This is a genomic window from Fodinibius sp. GM21 (assembly GCF_058386955.1).
In genome coordinates, this window is sequence record NZ_JBYEIQ010000005.1 from 138479 (window position 1) to 154348 (window position 15870).

A 15870-nucleotide genomic window follows, 5' to 3' on the forward strand; every position below is an offset into this window, starting at 1 on the left:
CAGAGTGATTTTTCTGCAGTATTTAAAAAGAATTTCTGACTAAAAAATCGAGTGTTATGAGTGATTACCGTATTGAAACTGATTCAATGGGTGAGGTTAAAGTGCCTAAAGATGCTTATTATGGTGCCCAAACACAGCGTGCTGTGGATAATTTTCCTGTAAGCGGTATAAGATTCAGCCGGGGATTTATTGAGGCGCTTGGTTTGGTTAAGAAAAATGCTGCCAAAGTAAATGCGGATTTGGATGAACTTGATGAAGGTGTTGCTAAGGCTATCCAAAAAGCAGCAACGGAAGTAGCAGAAGGTAAATTTGATGATGATTTTCCCATAGATATATTCCAGACGGGATCGGGGACATCTACCAATATGAACGCTAATGAAATTATTGCTAAACGGGCCAATGAGCTTAAGGAAACTGATGTAGATACCAAGATTCATCCCAACGACCATGTAAATTACGGACAGAGTTCTAACGATGTTATTCCAACCTCGATTCGTATTGCAGCAATACTAGCGGTTGAGAATAATTTGGTGCCTGCTCTTGAGCACTTACAGAAAGCATTTAAGGAGAAGGGCAAAGAGTTTGCCGATGTTGTTAAAACAGGACGCACGCATCTTATGGATGCTATGCCGGTCACTATAAAGCAGGAGTTTGATGGATATGCCCGTCAGCTGGAACTTGGTGTCGAACGATTACAATCAACTTTGGAACGAGTAAGCGAACTCCCACAGGGAGGAACAGCAGTGGGAACGGGATTAAATACGAATCCCAAGTTTGGCGAAGAAATGGCCAAAGCACTATCCGGAGAAGTAGATACTGATTTAAGCGAAGCTCAAAACCATTTTGAAGCACAGGCTACGGTTGATGCGCCTGTGGAATTAAGTAGTCAGTTAAAAACGATTGCAACAGGATTGATGAAAATTGGCAATGACCTTCGTTGGATGAATTCCGGTCCTAACAGTGGAATCGGGGAGATTCATCTTGAAGCGCTTCAGCCTGGTTCATCAATTATGCCGGGTAAAATTAATCCGGTGATCGAAGAGTCTATTACTATGGTTTGTGCACAGGTTATCGGTAATGATTCGGCAATTACGATAGCTGGTCAATCAGGGAACTTTGAACTGAATGTTATGCTGCCGGTTGTTGCTCATAATTTATTGGAGTCAATCAATATTTTGGGAAATGCCGTGCGCAATCTGGCCGACCGATCTGTTTCTCGACTGAGCGTGAATGAAGAGCGAGTTGCCGATATGGTGGGGCGAAATCCCGTGTTGGTAACTGCTCTAAATCCGCTAATTGGATACGACAAAGCGGCAAAAATTGCGAAAAAGGCATTTGCTGATGGTCGACCAGTCAAAGAAGTGGCACGTGAAATGACAGATTTGAGTGATGAAGAGTTGGATCAAGCATTAGATCCTATTAAAATGACGAAGGGCGGTTTTATGGAGTAAGCTTTAAACAATTATTGCTATCTGAAAAAATTATACTGCTGCAAAAGTTTTAACTGAAAACGGATATTATGGCACCTACAAAGACAAAGAAGGGGAAGAAATCGTCAGATATTTCTTATTCTCAGGAGCAGAAGCAAGAGATCTTAAGTGATTATAAACTAGCTTTCAAAAGTCGAGAGGCTTCTTACTTGGGACGAAAGGAGACACTCACCGGCAAAGCCAAGTTCGGTATTTTCGGTGACGGTAAAGAGATGCCGCAGATTGCGATGGCTAAATATTTTAAGGAGGGGGATTTCCGTGCCGGCTACTATCGTGATCAAACTTTTATGATGGCAATCGACCAAGTTACGGTGCAGCAGTTTTTTGCCCAGCTGTATGCTCATGCAAATGTCGAGGAAGAACCTCATTCCGGGGGGCGCCAGATGAATGCGCATTTTAGTACGCGAAGCCTCAATGATGATGGCAGCTGGAAAAATCTCACCGAGATGAAAAACACGTCTCCTGACATTTCTCCCACTGCGGGACAGATGTCACGGTTGCTGGGCTTGGCTGAAGCCTCAAAGGTGTATCGAAATCATGAATCCCTTTTAGAGCGGGAAGAATTTCAAAAATTTTCTGATGGAGGGAATGAAGTTGCATGGGGTACTATTGGTGATGCCAGTACCTCCGAAGGAATTTTTTGGGAAACCATCAATGCTGCCGGTGTTTTACAGGTGCCTATGGTGATGTCGGTCTGGGATGACGGTTACGGTATTTCGGTGCCGCGTAAATATCAGACAACAAAAGAAAGTATTTCTGAAGTTTTAAAGGGATTTCAGCGTACAGAAGAGCAGGAGGGTATTGAGATCCTTAAAGTAAATGCCTGGGATTATCCTGCGCTTATGGAAACTTATGAAAAAGCTGCACAGATAGCTCGTGAAGAACACGTTCCGGTATTGGTTCATGTTACTGAGGTTACGCAACCGCAGGGACATTCTACGTCTGGCTCTCATGAGCGTTATAAGTCTGATGAACGATTGGAGTGGGAGGAAGAGTATTGCTGCCTCAACAAAACCCGGAGCTGGATGATCGAAGAGGATATCGCTTCGGAAGAAGAGATTGAAGCTGTTGAAAACGAAGCTGAGAAGGAAGTCAAAGAAGCACAAAAAGCAGCTTGGAATTCATTTAAATCAGAGTTAAAAGAAGAGCTTGAAACAGCAACAGCGCTGATTGAAAACATGGCTTCTGACAGCAGTAAATCAGAGGAGCTTAAGAGAATCATCAAGGATATGAGTGCTCCTATCGTACCCTTGCGTAAATATATCGTTTCGGGCGTTCGCAAAGCATTGCGATTAACACGGAATGAAAATACTTCATCGCGTCAAAAATTGATGCACTGGCTGGAAGAAAGTAAAGAGGCTAATCACTATCGTTATGACAGCCATTTGTATAGCGAAGGCGAGCAATCTCCGCTGAATGTAGAGGAAAAACCGCCTGTATATAGCGATGATCCCAAGAGGGTAGACGGACGCGTTGTATTGCGCGATAATTTTGACAAACTGTTTGACAAATACCCTGAAACGCTGGTCTTTGGTGAAGATACCGGAAAGCTGGGCGATGTAAACAAGGGGCTTGAGAATATGCAGGATAAATATGGTGAATTACGTGTAAGTGATACCGGTATTCGCGAAGCTACTATTCTTGGTCAGGGTATTGGCATGGCGATGCGTGGGTTGCGACCCATCGCCGAAATCCAATATTTAGATTATCTGCTCTATTGTTTTCAGGGTTTGAGTGACGATCTTGCCACTGTTCGCTATCGGAGTATGGGCGGACAAAAAGCTCCACTTATTGTCCGTACACGGGGACATCGTCTGGAGGGAATATGGCATACCGGATCACCCATGGGAATGATTATTAACGGGATCAGAGGGGTACATGTATGTGTTCCACGGAACCTGACAGATGCCGCGGGAATGTATAACACATTGCTTCAAGGGGATGATCCGGCACTAATAATTGAACCACTTAATGCGTATCGATTGAAAGAAGATCTACCTGAAAACCTTGGAGAATTTACGGTTCCGCTTGGTATTCCAACGGTTATTTCGGAAGGTACTGATATCACGATTGTTTCGTATGGGTCGACCTGTAATATTTGTGAGGATGTGCTGCCGGAATTAGAAGAAGTGGGAATATCTGCTGAACTTATTGATGTTCGAACATTGTTGCCATTTGATCGCAACAAAGATATTGTGGAATCCCTCAAGAAAACTAATCGCATCTTATTTGTTGATGAGGATGTCCCCGGCGGTGCTTCAGCCTTTATGATGAACAAGGTCATTCAGGATCAGAAAGGGTATTATTACCTGGATTCAGAACCACAGTGCCTGACTGCTAAAGAGCACCGTGCTGCATATGGATCAGATGGAGATTACTTTAGCAAACCCAACGAAGAAGACATATTTGAGGCGGTTTATGCTCTTATAAGTGAGGCCAATCCTGAAGAATATCCACCTATATACGAATAAATGTTAAAATAGGAAGTATAAGTTAGTCAATATTTTTTTGCAAAAGAAGCCTGTCTTGTCCATTTCTGGTGGCAATATAGATATCGAGTAGTCCATCTCCGTTGAAGTCAGCCACTTCAAGATCCATAACAAGAGGAGATAAATTGTCAGGAAGCCAATCAGCTGATTGATCTGAAAAGTATCCATTTCCATTGTTGATCTGTATTTGTAAGCCTCCGTTATAGTTTCCAACAATCAGGTCGAGATCGCCGTCATTATCCAAATCTTTGAATTCAGCATCATATGTATTGGTTGTGATTGCCGGTAATCGATTGGATGTCTGATCGGAGAAAAATCCCTGACCGTCATTGATTAACAGGCGGTCTTGAGGATTTGTATTTTGCTGAAAGCGGGTATTTCCATAATAGATATCCAGGTCACCATCGCTGTCAATATCAGCAAGTGATACATCTTGGCTTTCTTCAATTGCATTAATATAGGGAATGCGACTCCCGGATTGATTCGAGAAAAACCCGGACCCCGAATTGATAAGTGTGATGTTTGGTCCTTCATTGGCGGCTAAAAGATCAGGTAAGTTATTCCCGGTGATATCCCCAACTGCGATGTCAAAGGTCGCATCTAGAATTTGTGGGATACGCTGGGATGTTTGATTATTGAAGAACGCATTCCCGCTGTTTTGGAGCAATATATTTTGTCCGCGATTTCCGATAAATAAATCCATCGATCCATCATTATCAAAATCGAGCGATGCTGCAGATGTGAAATTACCGGCTACAGGAATTCGGTTCGACAAATCCGAAAAGACTCCCATGCCATCATTAATTACAAGCTCACTCGATTGATTTTGTTCACTTGGGAAGAAAAGATCGATATTCCCATCCGTATTAAAATCAGCGATGGCAATGTCTTGTGAATTTAAATTTTGGGTTGTCAGACGATCGGAGGTTTCATCATTAAACAGGCCGTTGCCGTTGTTAATGAGAATTTTGTTTCGTTGAAGACCAATAGCCAAGACAAGGTCGAAGCTGTTATCATTGTTAATATCAACGGCTTTAGCGGCGTTTGTCTGAAGATTCGATTCACCGGGCAGGTTGGTGGAGCTTACGTTTTCGAAAAAGGAGGTTTCATTTCCGGGATCTGTCCCTCCATTACCATCATCCGGGGCATTCAAGTTCCATCCGCATGCGCTCACTAAAAATCCTGTAATAAAAAGAAGTACTATTGAATATCTCATGAGAATAAAGGTAATTAGTTCTCAGGATTTTCGCTAAACCTTCTTTTAAGATTAGGAAAAGAACTGGCAAAAAATTACAGGATCAGAATATCAACAATCACAAATGCCCAGATCACAGGCAGGTATCCGAATGAGGCAAACATTAGTTTTTTGGCAGAAGGTTTATCACGATTTTTGGCAAAGACAAGTCCGTAGTATAGAAATACAATGCTACTCAAAAGTCCGCCAACTAAGTATATCCAACTATTCATCTCAATATGATACAGGCCGTATGAAACTGGCAGCAAGGCAATTAAACATCCTACTATCAATATTGTTGCCTTAATTCCCTTGGGATCATTTTTAGGAAGCATCTGAAATCCTGCGTTGGTATAATCATCTTTGCAGACCCAGGCAATAGCCATTACGTGGGGAATTTGCCATAGAAATACAATACCAAATAGTAGCCACATACCTGTACTTCCCAGATGGCCTGTTGCAGCGGCCCAACCACCTACAGGAGGTAGTGCTCCCGGAATTGCGCCAACAAATACGTTAGCGACCGAAATACGCTTCATAGGCGTATAAATCCCCAGGTAGATGAGGGTGGTTAATAGTGATACTAAACCGGCAACGGCATTAACGGCAAGTATTAAATAAAGTAATCCTGAGGTAATTAAAGTTAGGGAGAATAGGACGCTTTTCTTTGGCGATATTTTGCTTGCAGGAACAGGACGTTTCTGGGTCCGCTTCATTTGTCCATCATAACGCCATTCCAAAAATTGGTTATGCGCCGCAGTACCGGATGCAATTAGCCAGGTTCCTAGAGTGGCATGGATGAGGGTTATGTAATCAATTTGTCCTGCTGAGCCAAGGACAAACCCTATGAGCATGCTTGCTAAAACCGTGAGGGTAATACCCGGTTTGGTAAGCTCATAGTAAGCTGCTAATTGCTGGGTATCAAAAAACTCTAAAAGGGTATATTCTGTGGTTGACTTCATTACCGAATCCGTATTTTTGTCAGATGCAAATGTACTGATTTATAATGAAAATTGTTACCCCTCTGTGAGTGTAAATTTTTTCCTGGACAAATTATTTGGTCATATTTCTTGCAGCAGGAGTACTCATACTCTTTCATAAAGTTTTGGATTCAGATGGGCATCAGCCTGGGGTATATAAAATGATTCCTGCTTACAAAACGAAAATGAAGCATAATAAAAAAGCCGATCGATTAGGATCGGCTTTTAGTATTTAATAAGGTATAAATCATTTAGTATTAGAAAGCTGGCATAACATTGGCACGGAATAGGGTATCCAAAAGCGTGAGTCCAACTAAAAGTCCAAAAAAGGCTAATCCGGCCACCAGTAGTATGGAATTAAATCGTTCGTCCCAATAGAGATTCATAAAGAATAGGGCAACTAATCCTGCTTTTACGACAGCAATTCCCATTGCTGTAATTATGTTCCATGGGGCGGGTATATGAATATAATTTACTCCAACGGTAATTATCGTTAGTAGCAGCAATGCAGCTGCAACGCCAAGTAAAGTTTTATCTGTGGATATATGATGTCCGCTCATGAGCTGTATAATATTTTAAGTTTTATTATTCAATTAGATAGAATAGAGGGAAAAGGAAAATCCAGATGATATCAACGAGGTGCCAATATAACCCCGTAATTTCAATGGGGGTGTAATACTCGCTGTCAAAATGGTTATTTAAGGATCTCCAGAGCAACCAACCCATTAATCCCATTCCAATTAACACGTGAATGCCGTGTAGGCCAGTCATTAAGTAATACAGGCTAAAAAATACATTTGCCTTTTCGTGTGCAATACCTCCAAAATCATAGAATTGACCGGGAAAAATACCGAGCTCAAACTTATGAGACCACTCAAAATATTTAATAACCATAAACACTGCAGCAAGAGCTAGGGTAATTCCCAGGTTAATGGCAATATTTTTTTTCTGATTCAGCTGAGCTGACTTGATAGCCATAGCTACTGTTAAACTGCTGCCAATAAGTACTACTGTGTTGACACCGCCCCATAAAGTATTAAGCTCTGTAGATGCTTGGGTAAACAGATCGGGATACCATAATCGGAAAACAATGTAAGCGGCAAAAAGTCCGCCGAACATCAGTATTTCTGTTACTAAAAATATCCACATTCCCATTTTAGCAGCTTCAAACTGCTGGTCGGCATCCACAAAATGATGCTGCATAAATCGCGAATGTGTTGTGGAAGATGAATGATCTGCCATAATCAGTTATTAATGATTTTCAGGTTAATACGTTGTTACTCAGCGTTAATTTCTTTTCCATCGCTTGCTACCTCAATGTCATGGTCTTGGCCGTGGCCATTGCCTGATGCTGCGAGCCCCAACTGGAATTCTTCCATTGGCTTGTGGTAGTCATACGGTCCGTTGATAATAACGGGAGTATGATGGAAATTATGAAGGGGCGGACGTGTATTTATTTGCCATTCGAGTGCACGACTTCCCCAAGGGTTTGCAGTAGCTTTTTGGCCGCCAAAGAGTGATTTCACGAGATAGTAGAAGACCATCAGGAATCCAAGACCTAAGATAAATGATCCTATAGTTGAAACTTGGTGGAAGGGTTGAAACTGTTCGATGTAGTTGAAATAACGTCGAGGCATTCCTTGAGATCCCATCACAAACTGGGGAAGAAATGTAACATTAAAGCCTACGAATATAATGGCACAGGCAATTTTTGCCATTGTTTCATTGTACATTCGTCCGGTAATTTTAGGCCACCAGTAGTGCAGGCCGGCTAAGAACGCCATCACCATACCACCTACCATTACAAAGTGAAAGTGTGCTACTACGTAGTAGGTATCGTGCAGGTGAACGTCGAGGGCAATTGATCCAAGTACGATACCTGTAAGTCCGCCTACCAAGAAGAGAAAGAAAAACCCGAATATATAAAGTAACGGTGATTTTAAATTGATCGAACCTTTATAAAGGGTTGCAGTCCAGTTAAACATTTTAATGCCGGTGGGTATACCAACGAGGAAGGTCAGGAATGAAAAGACCATAGAAGCTAATGATGCCTGACCGGATACGAACATGTGGTGTCCCCAAACGAGAAATCCAATAAAGGCAATGGCCAGTGATGATAATGCAATAGCCCAGTACCCGAAAATGTGTTTGCGGGAGAATGTAGTAATAATTTCTGAAACGACACCAAAGCCGGGTACAATCATAATGTATACCGCGGGATGGCTGTAGAACCAGAAAAAGTGTTGAAACAGTACCGGATCGCCTCCCATTGCGGGATCAAAAATCCCAATTCCCAAAATACGTTCCATCCCGACAAGAGCAAGGGTTATCGCAAGTACGGGCGTAGCTAAAATTTGGATAATACTAGTAGCATAAAGTCCCCAGCAGAAAAGGGGTAGTTTATCCCAGGTTAGGCCCGGCGCACGCATTTTGTGGATGGTGGTAATAAAGTTTACCCCGGTAAGGATAGAGGAAAATCCGATTACGAAGACCCCAAACACCATAGTTGTTACCGCACCGCCGGTAGAGGAGGAGTAAGGAGTATAAAAAGTCCATCCGGTATCAATTCCGCCATTAAGAATGGAAAAGATAGCAATACCTGCTCCAGTTAAATACAGGTAGAAACTTAACAAGTTGAGCCTGGGAAAAGCGACATCTTTAGCTCCAAGTTGGAGTGGTAAAATAAAGTTACCAAGTGCAGCAGGTACTGAGGGCACAAGGAATAAAAATATCATTATTGCCCCGTGAAGCGTAAATAACTGGTTGTAAGTGTTGGCTTCAATAAAGGTCTTGGCAGGAGTCCAGAGCTCGGAACGTACCAAAAGGGCCATTATACCGCCAACGAAAAAGAAGAAGGTAATGGCTCCGAGGAACATGATGCCGATTTTCTTGTGATCGACGGTTGTTAACCAAGACCACAGCCCTGTTTCCTCATTTAAATAGTGCTTTTTTGGGTTATCATCGGGTTTATACCGCTGAACCTGTATTTTTTTAGATGTAGAACTTGATTCTGCTGTATCCATATTACTTCAATGTTTTGATGTATTCGATAATCGCATTAATCTGCTCATCGTTAAGTTGTCCCTGATAGGTATTCATAACAGCAGGGTATCCTTCAACGATTTTTGCATTAGGCTCCAGAATTGATTCGCGAATGTAGTTTTCATCTACTGTTATCGTTGAGCCGTCTTCAAAAGCTTGTTCACTTCCAAATTTTCCTTGCCAGGTGGGGCCGGTCATTTGGCTTCCATCCGAAGAGTGGCATGTTGTACAAGCCCATTCCTGAGCCAACTGTTCTCCCCATTCTTCCGGAGCAAGATCTTCTGGTTTTGAACCACCACCGGCATTTTCTGCAAGCCAGTTTTTAAATTCTTCTTCTTTATGTACAACTACTTCACCTAACATATCCGAGTGACCATCACCACAATACTCGGTACAAAAGATGATGGATTTGCCGGGTTCTGGGGCATTAAACCACATTTCGGTATATCGGCCGGGCACTACATCTTGTTTTAGACGATAGTCGGGAACAAAAAAGGAGTGAATAACGTCATTTGAACTCATGATAAGTTTTACCGGACGGTCGGCAGGTACATGCAGTTTCCCTGTTGATTGGGCACCGTTTTCATATTTAAACTGCCAAATCCATTTTTGAGCTGTTACGTTTACTTCGTATGCATCATCAGGTACTACCGTTTGATTCATAAATACTTGGTATCCCCATCCAAAAACGATAAGAACCATTACCAGTGGGATAACAGACCACGTAACCTCTAGGGCATTGTTGTGCGTAATTAGGGGTGTCACTTCATCTTCAGACTTGCGACGATATTTATAGACGAAATAAACAATGACTGCAATGAGTCCAATCGTCAAAATAAGGCTGCTGCCATGAACAAACCAGAAAAGAGCATCGGTTTGTTCAGCCAGCGTCGATTTTGCCGGGGGTAAAAAGAAGTCTTTAATCGCGTCCATTCGTTTCTTTTATTTGCTTTTCATTATTAGAATATCGGTGCCGCAACCACATAAAACCGAGGAATATACCCAGAATTAACATGGTAGCAAAGCCGCCAACCTGCATGATTTTCCAGGCTACCGGCACATATGTATTGGAATCCGCATCGTATTGGTAACAATAAAGTAACACTTGTTCTGCAGCACTTCCTATGTTGCCATCAGCTGCATCGTATAGCGCATTCCGTAAGTTAAATTCATCAAATTTGAGCCCGTAAAGGTAGCGTGTTATCACACCATCGGGACTGAGAAACATGATAGCAGCGCCGTGAGCATACTGTCCGTCTTGCAGGCGCTTCATGTTGAATCCAATAGCTTGAGTAAGTTTTCTGATATTTTCTTTATTTCCAGTCAAAAAGTGCCATCCTTCATCGGCACCTTTCCGATTCAGCTTATTTAAAAACCGGTTCTTATTCTCAGCAGCTAATGCTGTTTTTTCACGAGGATCAAAACTGAATGTGACAATATTGTATTCTGTGCCTGGCGACCATTTTAAATCTTTAACCCCATTAAAAATGGCCTCTTTTATCATGGAGCATAACTGCGGGCACTCATAATAAACCGGATTTAACAGTACCGGTTTGTCGTCAGTAAATAACTCTTTAAGTTCTAAAGAATCGCCTTCTGCATTGGCGAATCTTAAATCAAGCGGAATCTGCTCACCTAACCGCTCTTCAACTCCTACATCTTCTAGTTGGCTTGGTTTGTTTTTGTTCAGTTGTGCATCTGAAGAGTAGGGTAGCATAAACAGGCTTAATAATGCTATTGCAAGCCCAAAATTTCTCATAAATTTTGGGCTATTCTTCATCGGCAGCCACCTTATTAATAGCACTGTCGATAGGAATTCTGTAAGTACCGTTTTCAAGATCAACAACACCAAAACTATCGAGTTGTTGTCTAGCTTCTTTTTTCATCTGATTAACCTGATAGTATTCACTTTCAGACGATACACGTTCTTGTGTCACTTGCGTGTTGTATTGATACATTTCATATAGACCGCGTACAAATACTATAACTAAAATTGTCCCAAAAACGCTCCAAAAAATAAGGCGTTTATAGTTAAGTTTATCTTGCATAACTCCATGTTCAACAGAGTCGGCTAACTCTTGGTCAGTTACTTCAACATCAACACTTTCAATGGGTTCTTCAGAAGATGCGTTCTCATCTTTTTTCGTTTCAAAAACATCTTCATCACCTTTTTCCAACTCCGTTGCCCACATTAGGATAACTGAAACGGGCACATCATACTTGTTTGAAAGTTTGTCTAGGTTCTTCTTGGACTGGTCCAATGCCTTTTGTGCAACTTCTTTTTTAAAATCGGCAGAATAATTGTGCTTCTCGTTAGCCATGAAAATAAAAGCTTTGTTAGCGGTATAAATCTACTGCGTTAATTGTTAGCTACAGGTTTAATGTTTGTTTAGAGAATCTCCCAATTTTGGATCATTAATAGGCACCATTTTATTTTGCTTGAACTTATAGAAGAATAATCCCAAAAAGATGCCTCCAAGTCCAATAAAGCTTGTAATCGTCATCCAGTTAAGATGGAACCCGTGATGATTTAATACCGGCATAACAAGCCAATAGAGTTCAACCAAGTGTGATACTAAAATCAATCCGGCAATACTGCCAACGATTTTGTAATTCGATTTTGGACCTTTGGGAAGTAAAACTACAAATGGTATTACAAAACGACCAAACAGATAAAACCAAGCTAAATATTCGTAACCGCCACTGAGCCTTTCTAAGTACCAAACGGTTTCTTCGGGGATGTTGGCATAATAAATGAGCAAGAATTGACTAAATGCGATATAAGCATAAAATACGGTAAAGCCGAACATCTGCACGCCCAGGTCATATATATGTCCTTTCTGGATGGTGTTGGTAAGTAAGTTGTTTTGCCACAAGAAAAATATGATAAGTATCAGAGCGGCAAATAATCCCTGAAAACTCATGGCAAAATAATAAACGCCAAATATGGTAGAATACCAGTGGGGATCAAGCGACATGATCCAATCAAAAGAAGCAAAAGCAAGAGTAATAGCAAAGAAAAATAATCCCGGGCCGCTGGTTCTTCGAAGTAGAGTCTGCAAGCCCCAGTCGCCGGTCTCATCCATTGCAACTGATTTTTGGTACAGTCGATACCCGAGGAAGCTCCAGAGAGCAAAGTAGATAACTTGGCGGATGATGAAGAATGTGGTATTCAAATAGGGTTCTTTTCCCTGTAAAACCGGATCAGCAGCAACAGCATCGGCGTGGGTCCAGTGATAAAGAGAGTGCATTCCAAATAAGATAGGAATAATAAACAATCCCCAGATCCAAAAATATGATGAGAAGGTTTCGGGAATTCTTCGCAGGACAGCGCTCCATTCTGATCGGGTTAAATGCTGAACCATCACAAAAAACAAACTTCCGAGGGCAATACTTGAGAAGAAGGAAAAACTTACAAGATAAGAGAAGAAAAACTGGTCATGATCCAGAAAGTATCCTACACCGGTAGCCAACAGGCCTACAATTCCAACTCCAAATAATGATTTGGTTACATTCAGGTCTGAAGGAAAATCAAGTGTATCAGTTATTTTGGGCTTGCTCATAGATTAAACCAATCGTTTAATACGTTAAATACGTTTTATAATGTTATTCAGCGTTTTCACTCAATGATTTTATATACTCAACAAGAGAGTTTATTTCGCTATCACTTAAAAAATCATAAGAAACCATAGAAGGAGGATAACCTTCTACGACGTTAGCAGATGGTTCTATAATAGATTCTTTTAAATATTCCTCATCAGCGGTAGCGCTGGATCCATCGTCGAATGTACGTTCTGATCCATATAGATTTTGCCATGTGGGTCCAACCAATTTAGTACCGTCGGTAGAGTGACAAGTATTGCATCCATTGTTTTGTGCAATTGTTTTCCCTCGTTCAACAGAAACTTCTCCACCCCCACTCTCAGCTTGGGCTTCTTTTTTGGCTTGTTCTGCCGCTAATTGTTCCTGATAGTCTTCTTGAAGGGCCGTAAGATTTACGTCGTATTCCTGGATTTCATCTTCAGAAATATTTTGACTTTTCTGCAGCGCTCGCACATAGGCGACAATGGCCCATCGGTCTTTTACAGGAATTTGGGTAGCATATGAGGGCATATTTCGAATTCCATTGGCAATAGCAGAATAAAGGTACCCATCGCTTTGATTTCTCAAACGATCAATATGGAAGCTTGGAGCGGGTACATATCCATAGTTGTTGGCCATTACAATGCCGTTTCCGTCACCGGCTATTCCATGACACGGGGTACAAAATACTTCGTATCGGTCTTTACCACGATAGATGAAAGATTTCGTTACATCAACGGGTATGTCTTCTACGAAACTACTGTCTTCATTAATTCCTTGGTACAAAGCTTTGTCTTCTTTAAGATTTCCACGTGCTATTGTTCCATCAACCGGCTTTCGCATAGCTCGGTTATCAGCAAAGAATCTGTTCTTTTCCTGGGCTTCAAAACGTTTCTGTTGATCCATGTTCATATTAGGATGAACAGGCTGAGATTGAAACTTCTCACCCCTGCATCCAGCTAAAGCCAATGGAAGAACAATAACAGCTAGTAATAAGTACTTGGTAACTTTCATCGGATCGTTATGCGAACTAAAGATTTTTGTGGTCAATTATTCCGAATCGTATACGGTTTCAATGTGTGTTGCTCCGTTATCCTGAAACAGCTTTTTTACTTTCTCTTCCGAAAAGAGATCATCAGAAGCTTCAATATGAACAAAAAAGCCATCGTCCGACGCTTTTGAGAAGCGTTCTACGTTAAACAACGGGTTATGGAGACGCGGTAACTTGTTAAGTGCCAGCATACCAAAGGTAGTGGCAAAAGCTGCAAGCAGAACAGTTAACTCAAATGTTATGGGTATATAAATCGGGAAGTTAATATATGGCTTACCGCTAATATTCATCGGGTATTCGTAACCCATAACCCATATCATTAATGCCAGTGCCCCGATCATACCGGTTAAGGCTCCACCTAATACAATCCAGCCAAGAGGGGATTTTTTTAATCCCATGGCTTTTTCCATCCCGTGAATAGGAAAGGGAGCATAGGTGTCGAAATCCTGGTATCCGGATTTTTTAACCGAAGAAGCGGCATCGACGAGTTCTTTTGGATTCCTGAACTCGGCCAATACCCCGTAAATTTGTTTGTTTTCTGCGTCCATAAATATCAGTTACTAAACAGTTTGCTCTTGTTGAACAACAACAGGTTTGGTTTTCTCTATATCAAATTCGTTGGTTTCTTCATCATAATTATGCGGATCTGCCTGTGGCATAACGCCTTTTACTTCTGCAATGGCAACCATTGGCAAGAAGCGCAAAAACAGCAAGAAGAAAGTAAAGAAAAGTCCAAATGTTCCAACATAAGTTATGATATCCCAGAAGGTGGGTGAATAATAATCCCACGCAGAGGGCATGAAGTCTGTTGAAAGTGAAGCGACGGAAATCATAAAGCGTTCAAACCACATTCCGATGTTCACAATAATCGATATAACAAATGTAACAGCTACATTACGTCGTATTTTCTTGAACCAGAGGAACTGCGGAGTTACCACGTTGCAGAACATCAGTATCCAGAAGCCCCAGGCATAAGGACCCACGACATAGAGCCAAAAAATTCCTTGTTCATAAATATAACCACTATACCAAGCGATAAATCCTTCCATCAGGTACGCAAAAGCAACCAGGTTACCTGTAATCATCATTACAAGGTTCATCTTTTCCATGATATCAATATTCATAATGTCTTCAAGACCGTAGATTTTTCGAGCGATCAACATCAATGTTAATACCATGGCAAAACCGGAATAAATAGCACCGGCAACAAAGTAGGGCGGGAAAATGGTACTGTGCCAGCCGGGAATAACCGAAACAGCAAAGTCAAAAGATACAATAGTGTGGACCGAAAGTACCAGCGGAGTGGCAAGGCCGGCCAGTATCATATAGGCTTTTTCGTAGTTCCACCAGTTGCGAAAACTGCCGGTCCAGCCGAGAGAGGCAATTCCATACGAGATTTTGGCAATCTTGCTCTTTGCCTTATCACGCAGTGTGGCAAAGTCGGGAATCAATCCAACATACCAGAACAGCAGTGAAACAGTAAAGTACGTACTTACGGCAAAAACATCCCACAACAACGGACTCGAGAAGTTCGGCCAAGCCGCCATCTGGTTGGGAATTGGGAATACCCAGTAAATAACCCAAATACGTCCCACGTGTATTGCTGGAAAAATACCAGCACACATCACGGCAAAAATAGTCATCGCCTCAGCAAAACGGTTAATAGCCGTTCTCCAACCCTGTCTAAAGAGAAAAAGAATAGCAGAGATAAGCGTTCCGGCGTGACCGATACCAACCCACCATACAAAGTTGATAATAGCCCAACCCCATCCGGCTGGGTTGTTAAGTCCCCAAATTCCGGTACCATCCCAGACGAGATAACCGATAGCTCCTAAAAGGGTAATAAGAAGAATATTGGCAAGGCCAAACGCTAAATACCATAATTTAGGAGTGGGAGATAGCGGAGTTTTGGCAATAAGATCAGTTATGCTCCCAAAGGAATGGTCTCCTTTTACGAGTGCTGGCTCTGGTACGTATTGATAATCTGTGCTCATCGTAAAAT

Annotated in this window: 14 protein-coding genes; 2 read left to right on the forward strand and 12 right to left on the reverse strand. The window is 41.7% G+C overall.

Going from position 1 to position 15870, the window contains the following annotated elements; genetic code table 11:
• Positions 1–56 precede the first annotated feature (56 nt).
• Together ACT3IB_RS13620 and ACT3IB_RS13625 are read left to right on the forward strand one after the other, a co-directional pair.
• Positions 57–1451, forward strand: coding sequence for a class II fumarate hydratase (locus ACT3IB_RS13620; protein WP_491539573.1), 1395 nt, complete (start codon positions 57–59; stop codon positions 1449–1451).
• A 68-nt stretch (positions 1452–1519) separates the two neighbouring features.
• Entirely contained in the window at positions 1520–3961 is a 2442-nt protein-coding gene (locus ACT3IB_RS13625; RefSeq protein WP_491539574.1) for an alpha-ketoacid dehydrogenase subunit alpha/beta, read from the forward strand.
• Positions 3962–3983: 22 nt separating this feature from the next.
• On the opposite strand, the gene ACT3IB_RS13630 is transcribed toward ACT3IB_RS13625, so the two are convergent.
• The 12 genes from ACT3IB_RS13630 to nrfD all read right to left on the reverse strand — a co-directional run bounded on the left by ACT3IB_RS13630 (position 3984) and on the right by nrfD (position 15862).
• Entirely contained in the window at positions 3984–5195 is a 1212-nt protein-coding gene (locus tag ACT3IB_RS13630; protein ID WP_491539575.1) for an FG-GAP repeat domain-containing protein, read from the reverse strand.
• 74 nt (positions 5196–5269) lie between these two features.
• Positions 5270–6175, reverse strand: coding sequence for a heme o synthase (gene cyoE / locus ACT3IB_RS13635; RefSeq protein WP_491539576.1), 906 nt, complete (start codon positions 6173–6175; stop codon positions 5270–5272).
• A gap of 275 nt (positions 6176–6450) precedes the next feature.
• Positions 6451–6753, reverse strand: coding sequence for a cytochrome C oxidase subunit IV family protein (locus ACT3IB_RS13640; protein ID WP_491539577.1), 303 nt, complete (start codon positions 6751–6753; stop codon positions 6451–6453).
• 25 nt (positions 6754–6778) lie between these two features.
• Positions 6779–7435 (reverse strand): cytochrome c oxidase subunit 3 family protein, encoded by a 657-nt coding sequence (locus tag ACT3IB_RS13645; protein WP_491539578.1) that lies wholly within the window; start codon positions 7433–7435, stop codon positions 6779–6781.
• Between the two features lie 35 nt (positions 7436–7470).
• A complete protein-coding gene (ctaD, locus tag ACT3IB_RS13650) occupies positions 7471–9216 on the reverse strand; it encodes a cytochrome c oxidase subunit I (RefSeq protein ID WP_491539579.1) in 1746 nt (581 codons plus the stop codon).
• A 1-nt stretch (position 9217) separates the two neighbouring features.
• Positions 9218–10168, reverse strand: coding sequence for a cytochrome c oxidase subunit II (gene coxB, locus ACT3IB_RS13655; protein WP_491539580.1), 951 nt, complete (start codon positions 10166–10168; stop codon positions 9218–9220).
• Positions 10155–11015, reverse strand: a complete 861-nt coding sequence (locus ACT3IB_RS13660) for an SCO family protein (RefSeq protein WP_491539581.1) — start codon at positions 11013–11015, stop codon at positions 10155–10157. The genes coxB and ACT3IB_RS13660 overlap by 14 nt, the downstream gene beginning before the upstream one ends.
• Positions 11005–11556, reverse strand: a complete 552-nt coding sequence (locus ACT3IB_RS13665) for a transposase (protein ID WP_491539582.1) — start codon at positions 11554–11556, stop codon at positions 11005–11007. The genes ACT3IB_RS13660 and ACT3IB_RS13665 overlap by 11 nt, the downstream gene beginning before the upstream one ends.
• Positions 11557–11613: 57 nt before the next feature.
• Complete coding sequence (locus ACT3IB_RS13670; protein ID WP_491539583.1) at positions 11614–12798, reverse strand: hypothetical protein; 1185 nt, start codon at positions 12796–12798, stop codon at positions 11614–11616.
• A 43-nt stretch (positions 12799–12841) separates the two neighbouring features.
• Complete coding sequence (locus ACT3IB_RS13675) at positions 12842–13723, reverse strand: c-type cytochrome (protein ID WP_491539584.1); 882 nt, start codon at positions 13721–13723, stop codon at positions 12842–12844.
• A 144-nt stretch (positions 13724–13867) separates the two neighbouring features.
• Positions 13868–14416 carry a DUF3341 domain-containing protein gene (locus ACT3IB_RS13680; protein ID WP_491539585.1) on the reverse strand — a complete coding sequence of 183 codons (549 nt, stop codon included), beginning with the start codon at positions 14414–14416 and terminating at the stop codon, positions 13868–13870.
• Positions 14417–14428: 12 nt separating this feature from the next.
• Entirely contained in the window at positions 14429–15862 is a 1434-nt protein-coding gene (nrfD, locus tag ACT3IB_RS13685) for an NrfD/PsrC family molybdoenzyme membrane anchor subunit (RefSeq protein ID WP_491539586.1), read from the reverse strand.
• Positions 15863–15870: the final 8 nt, after the last annotated feature.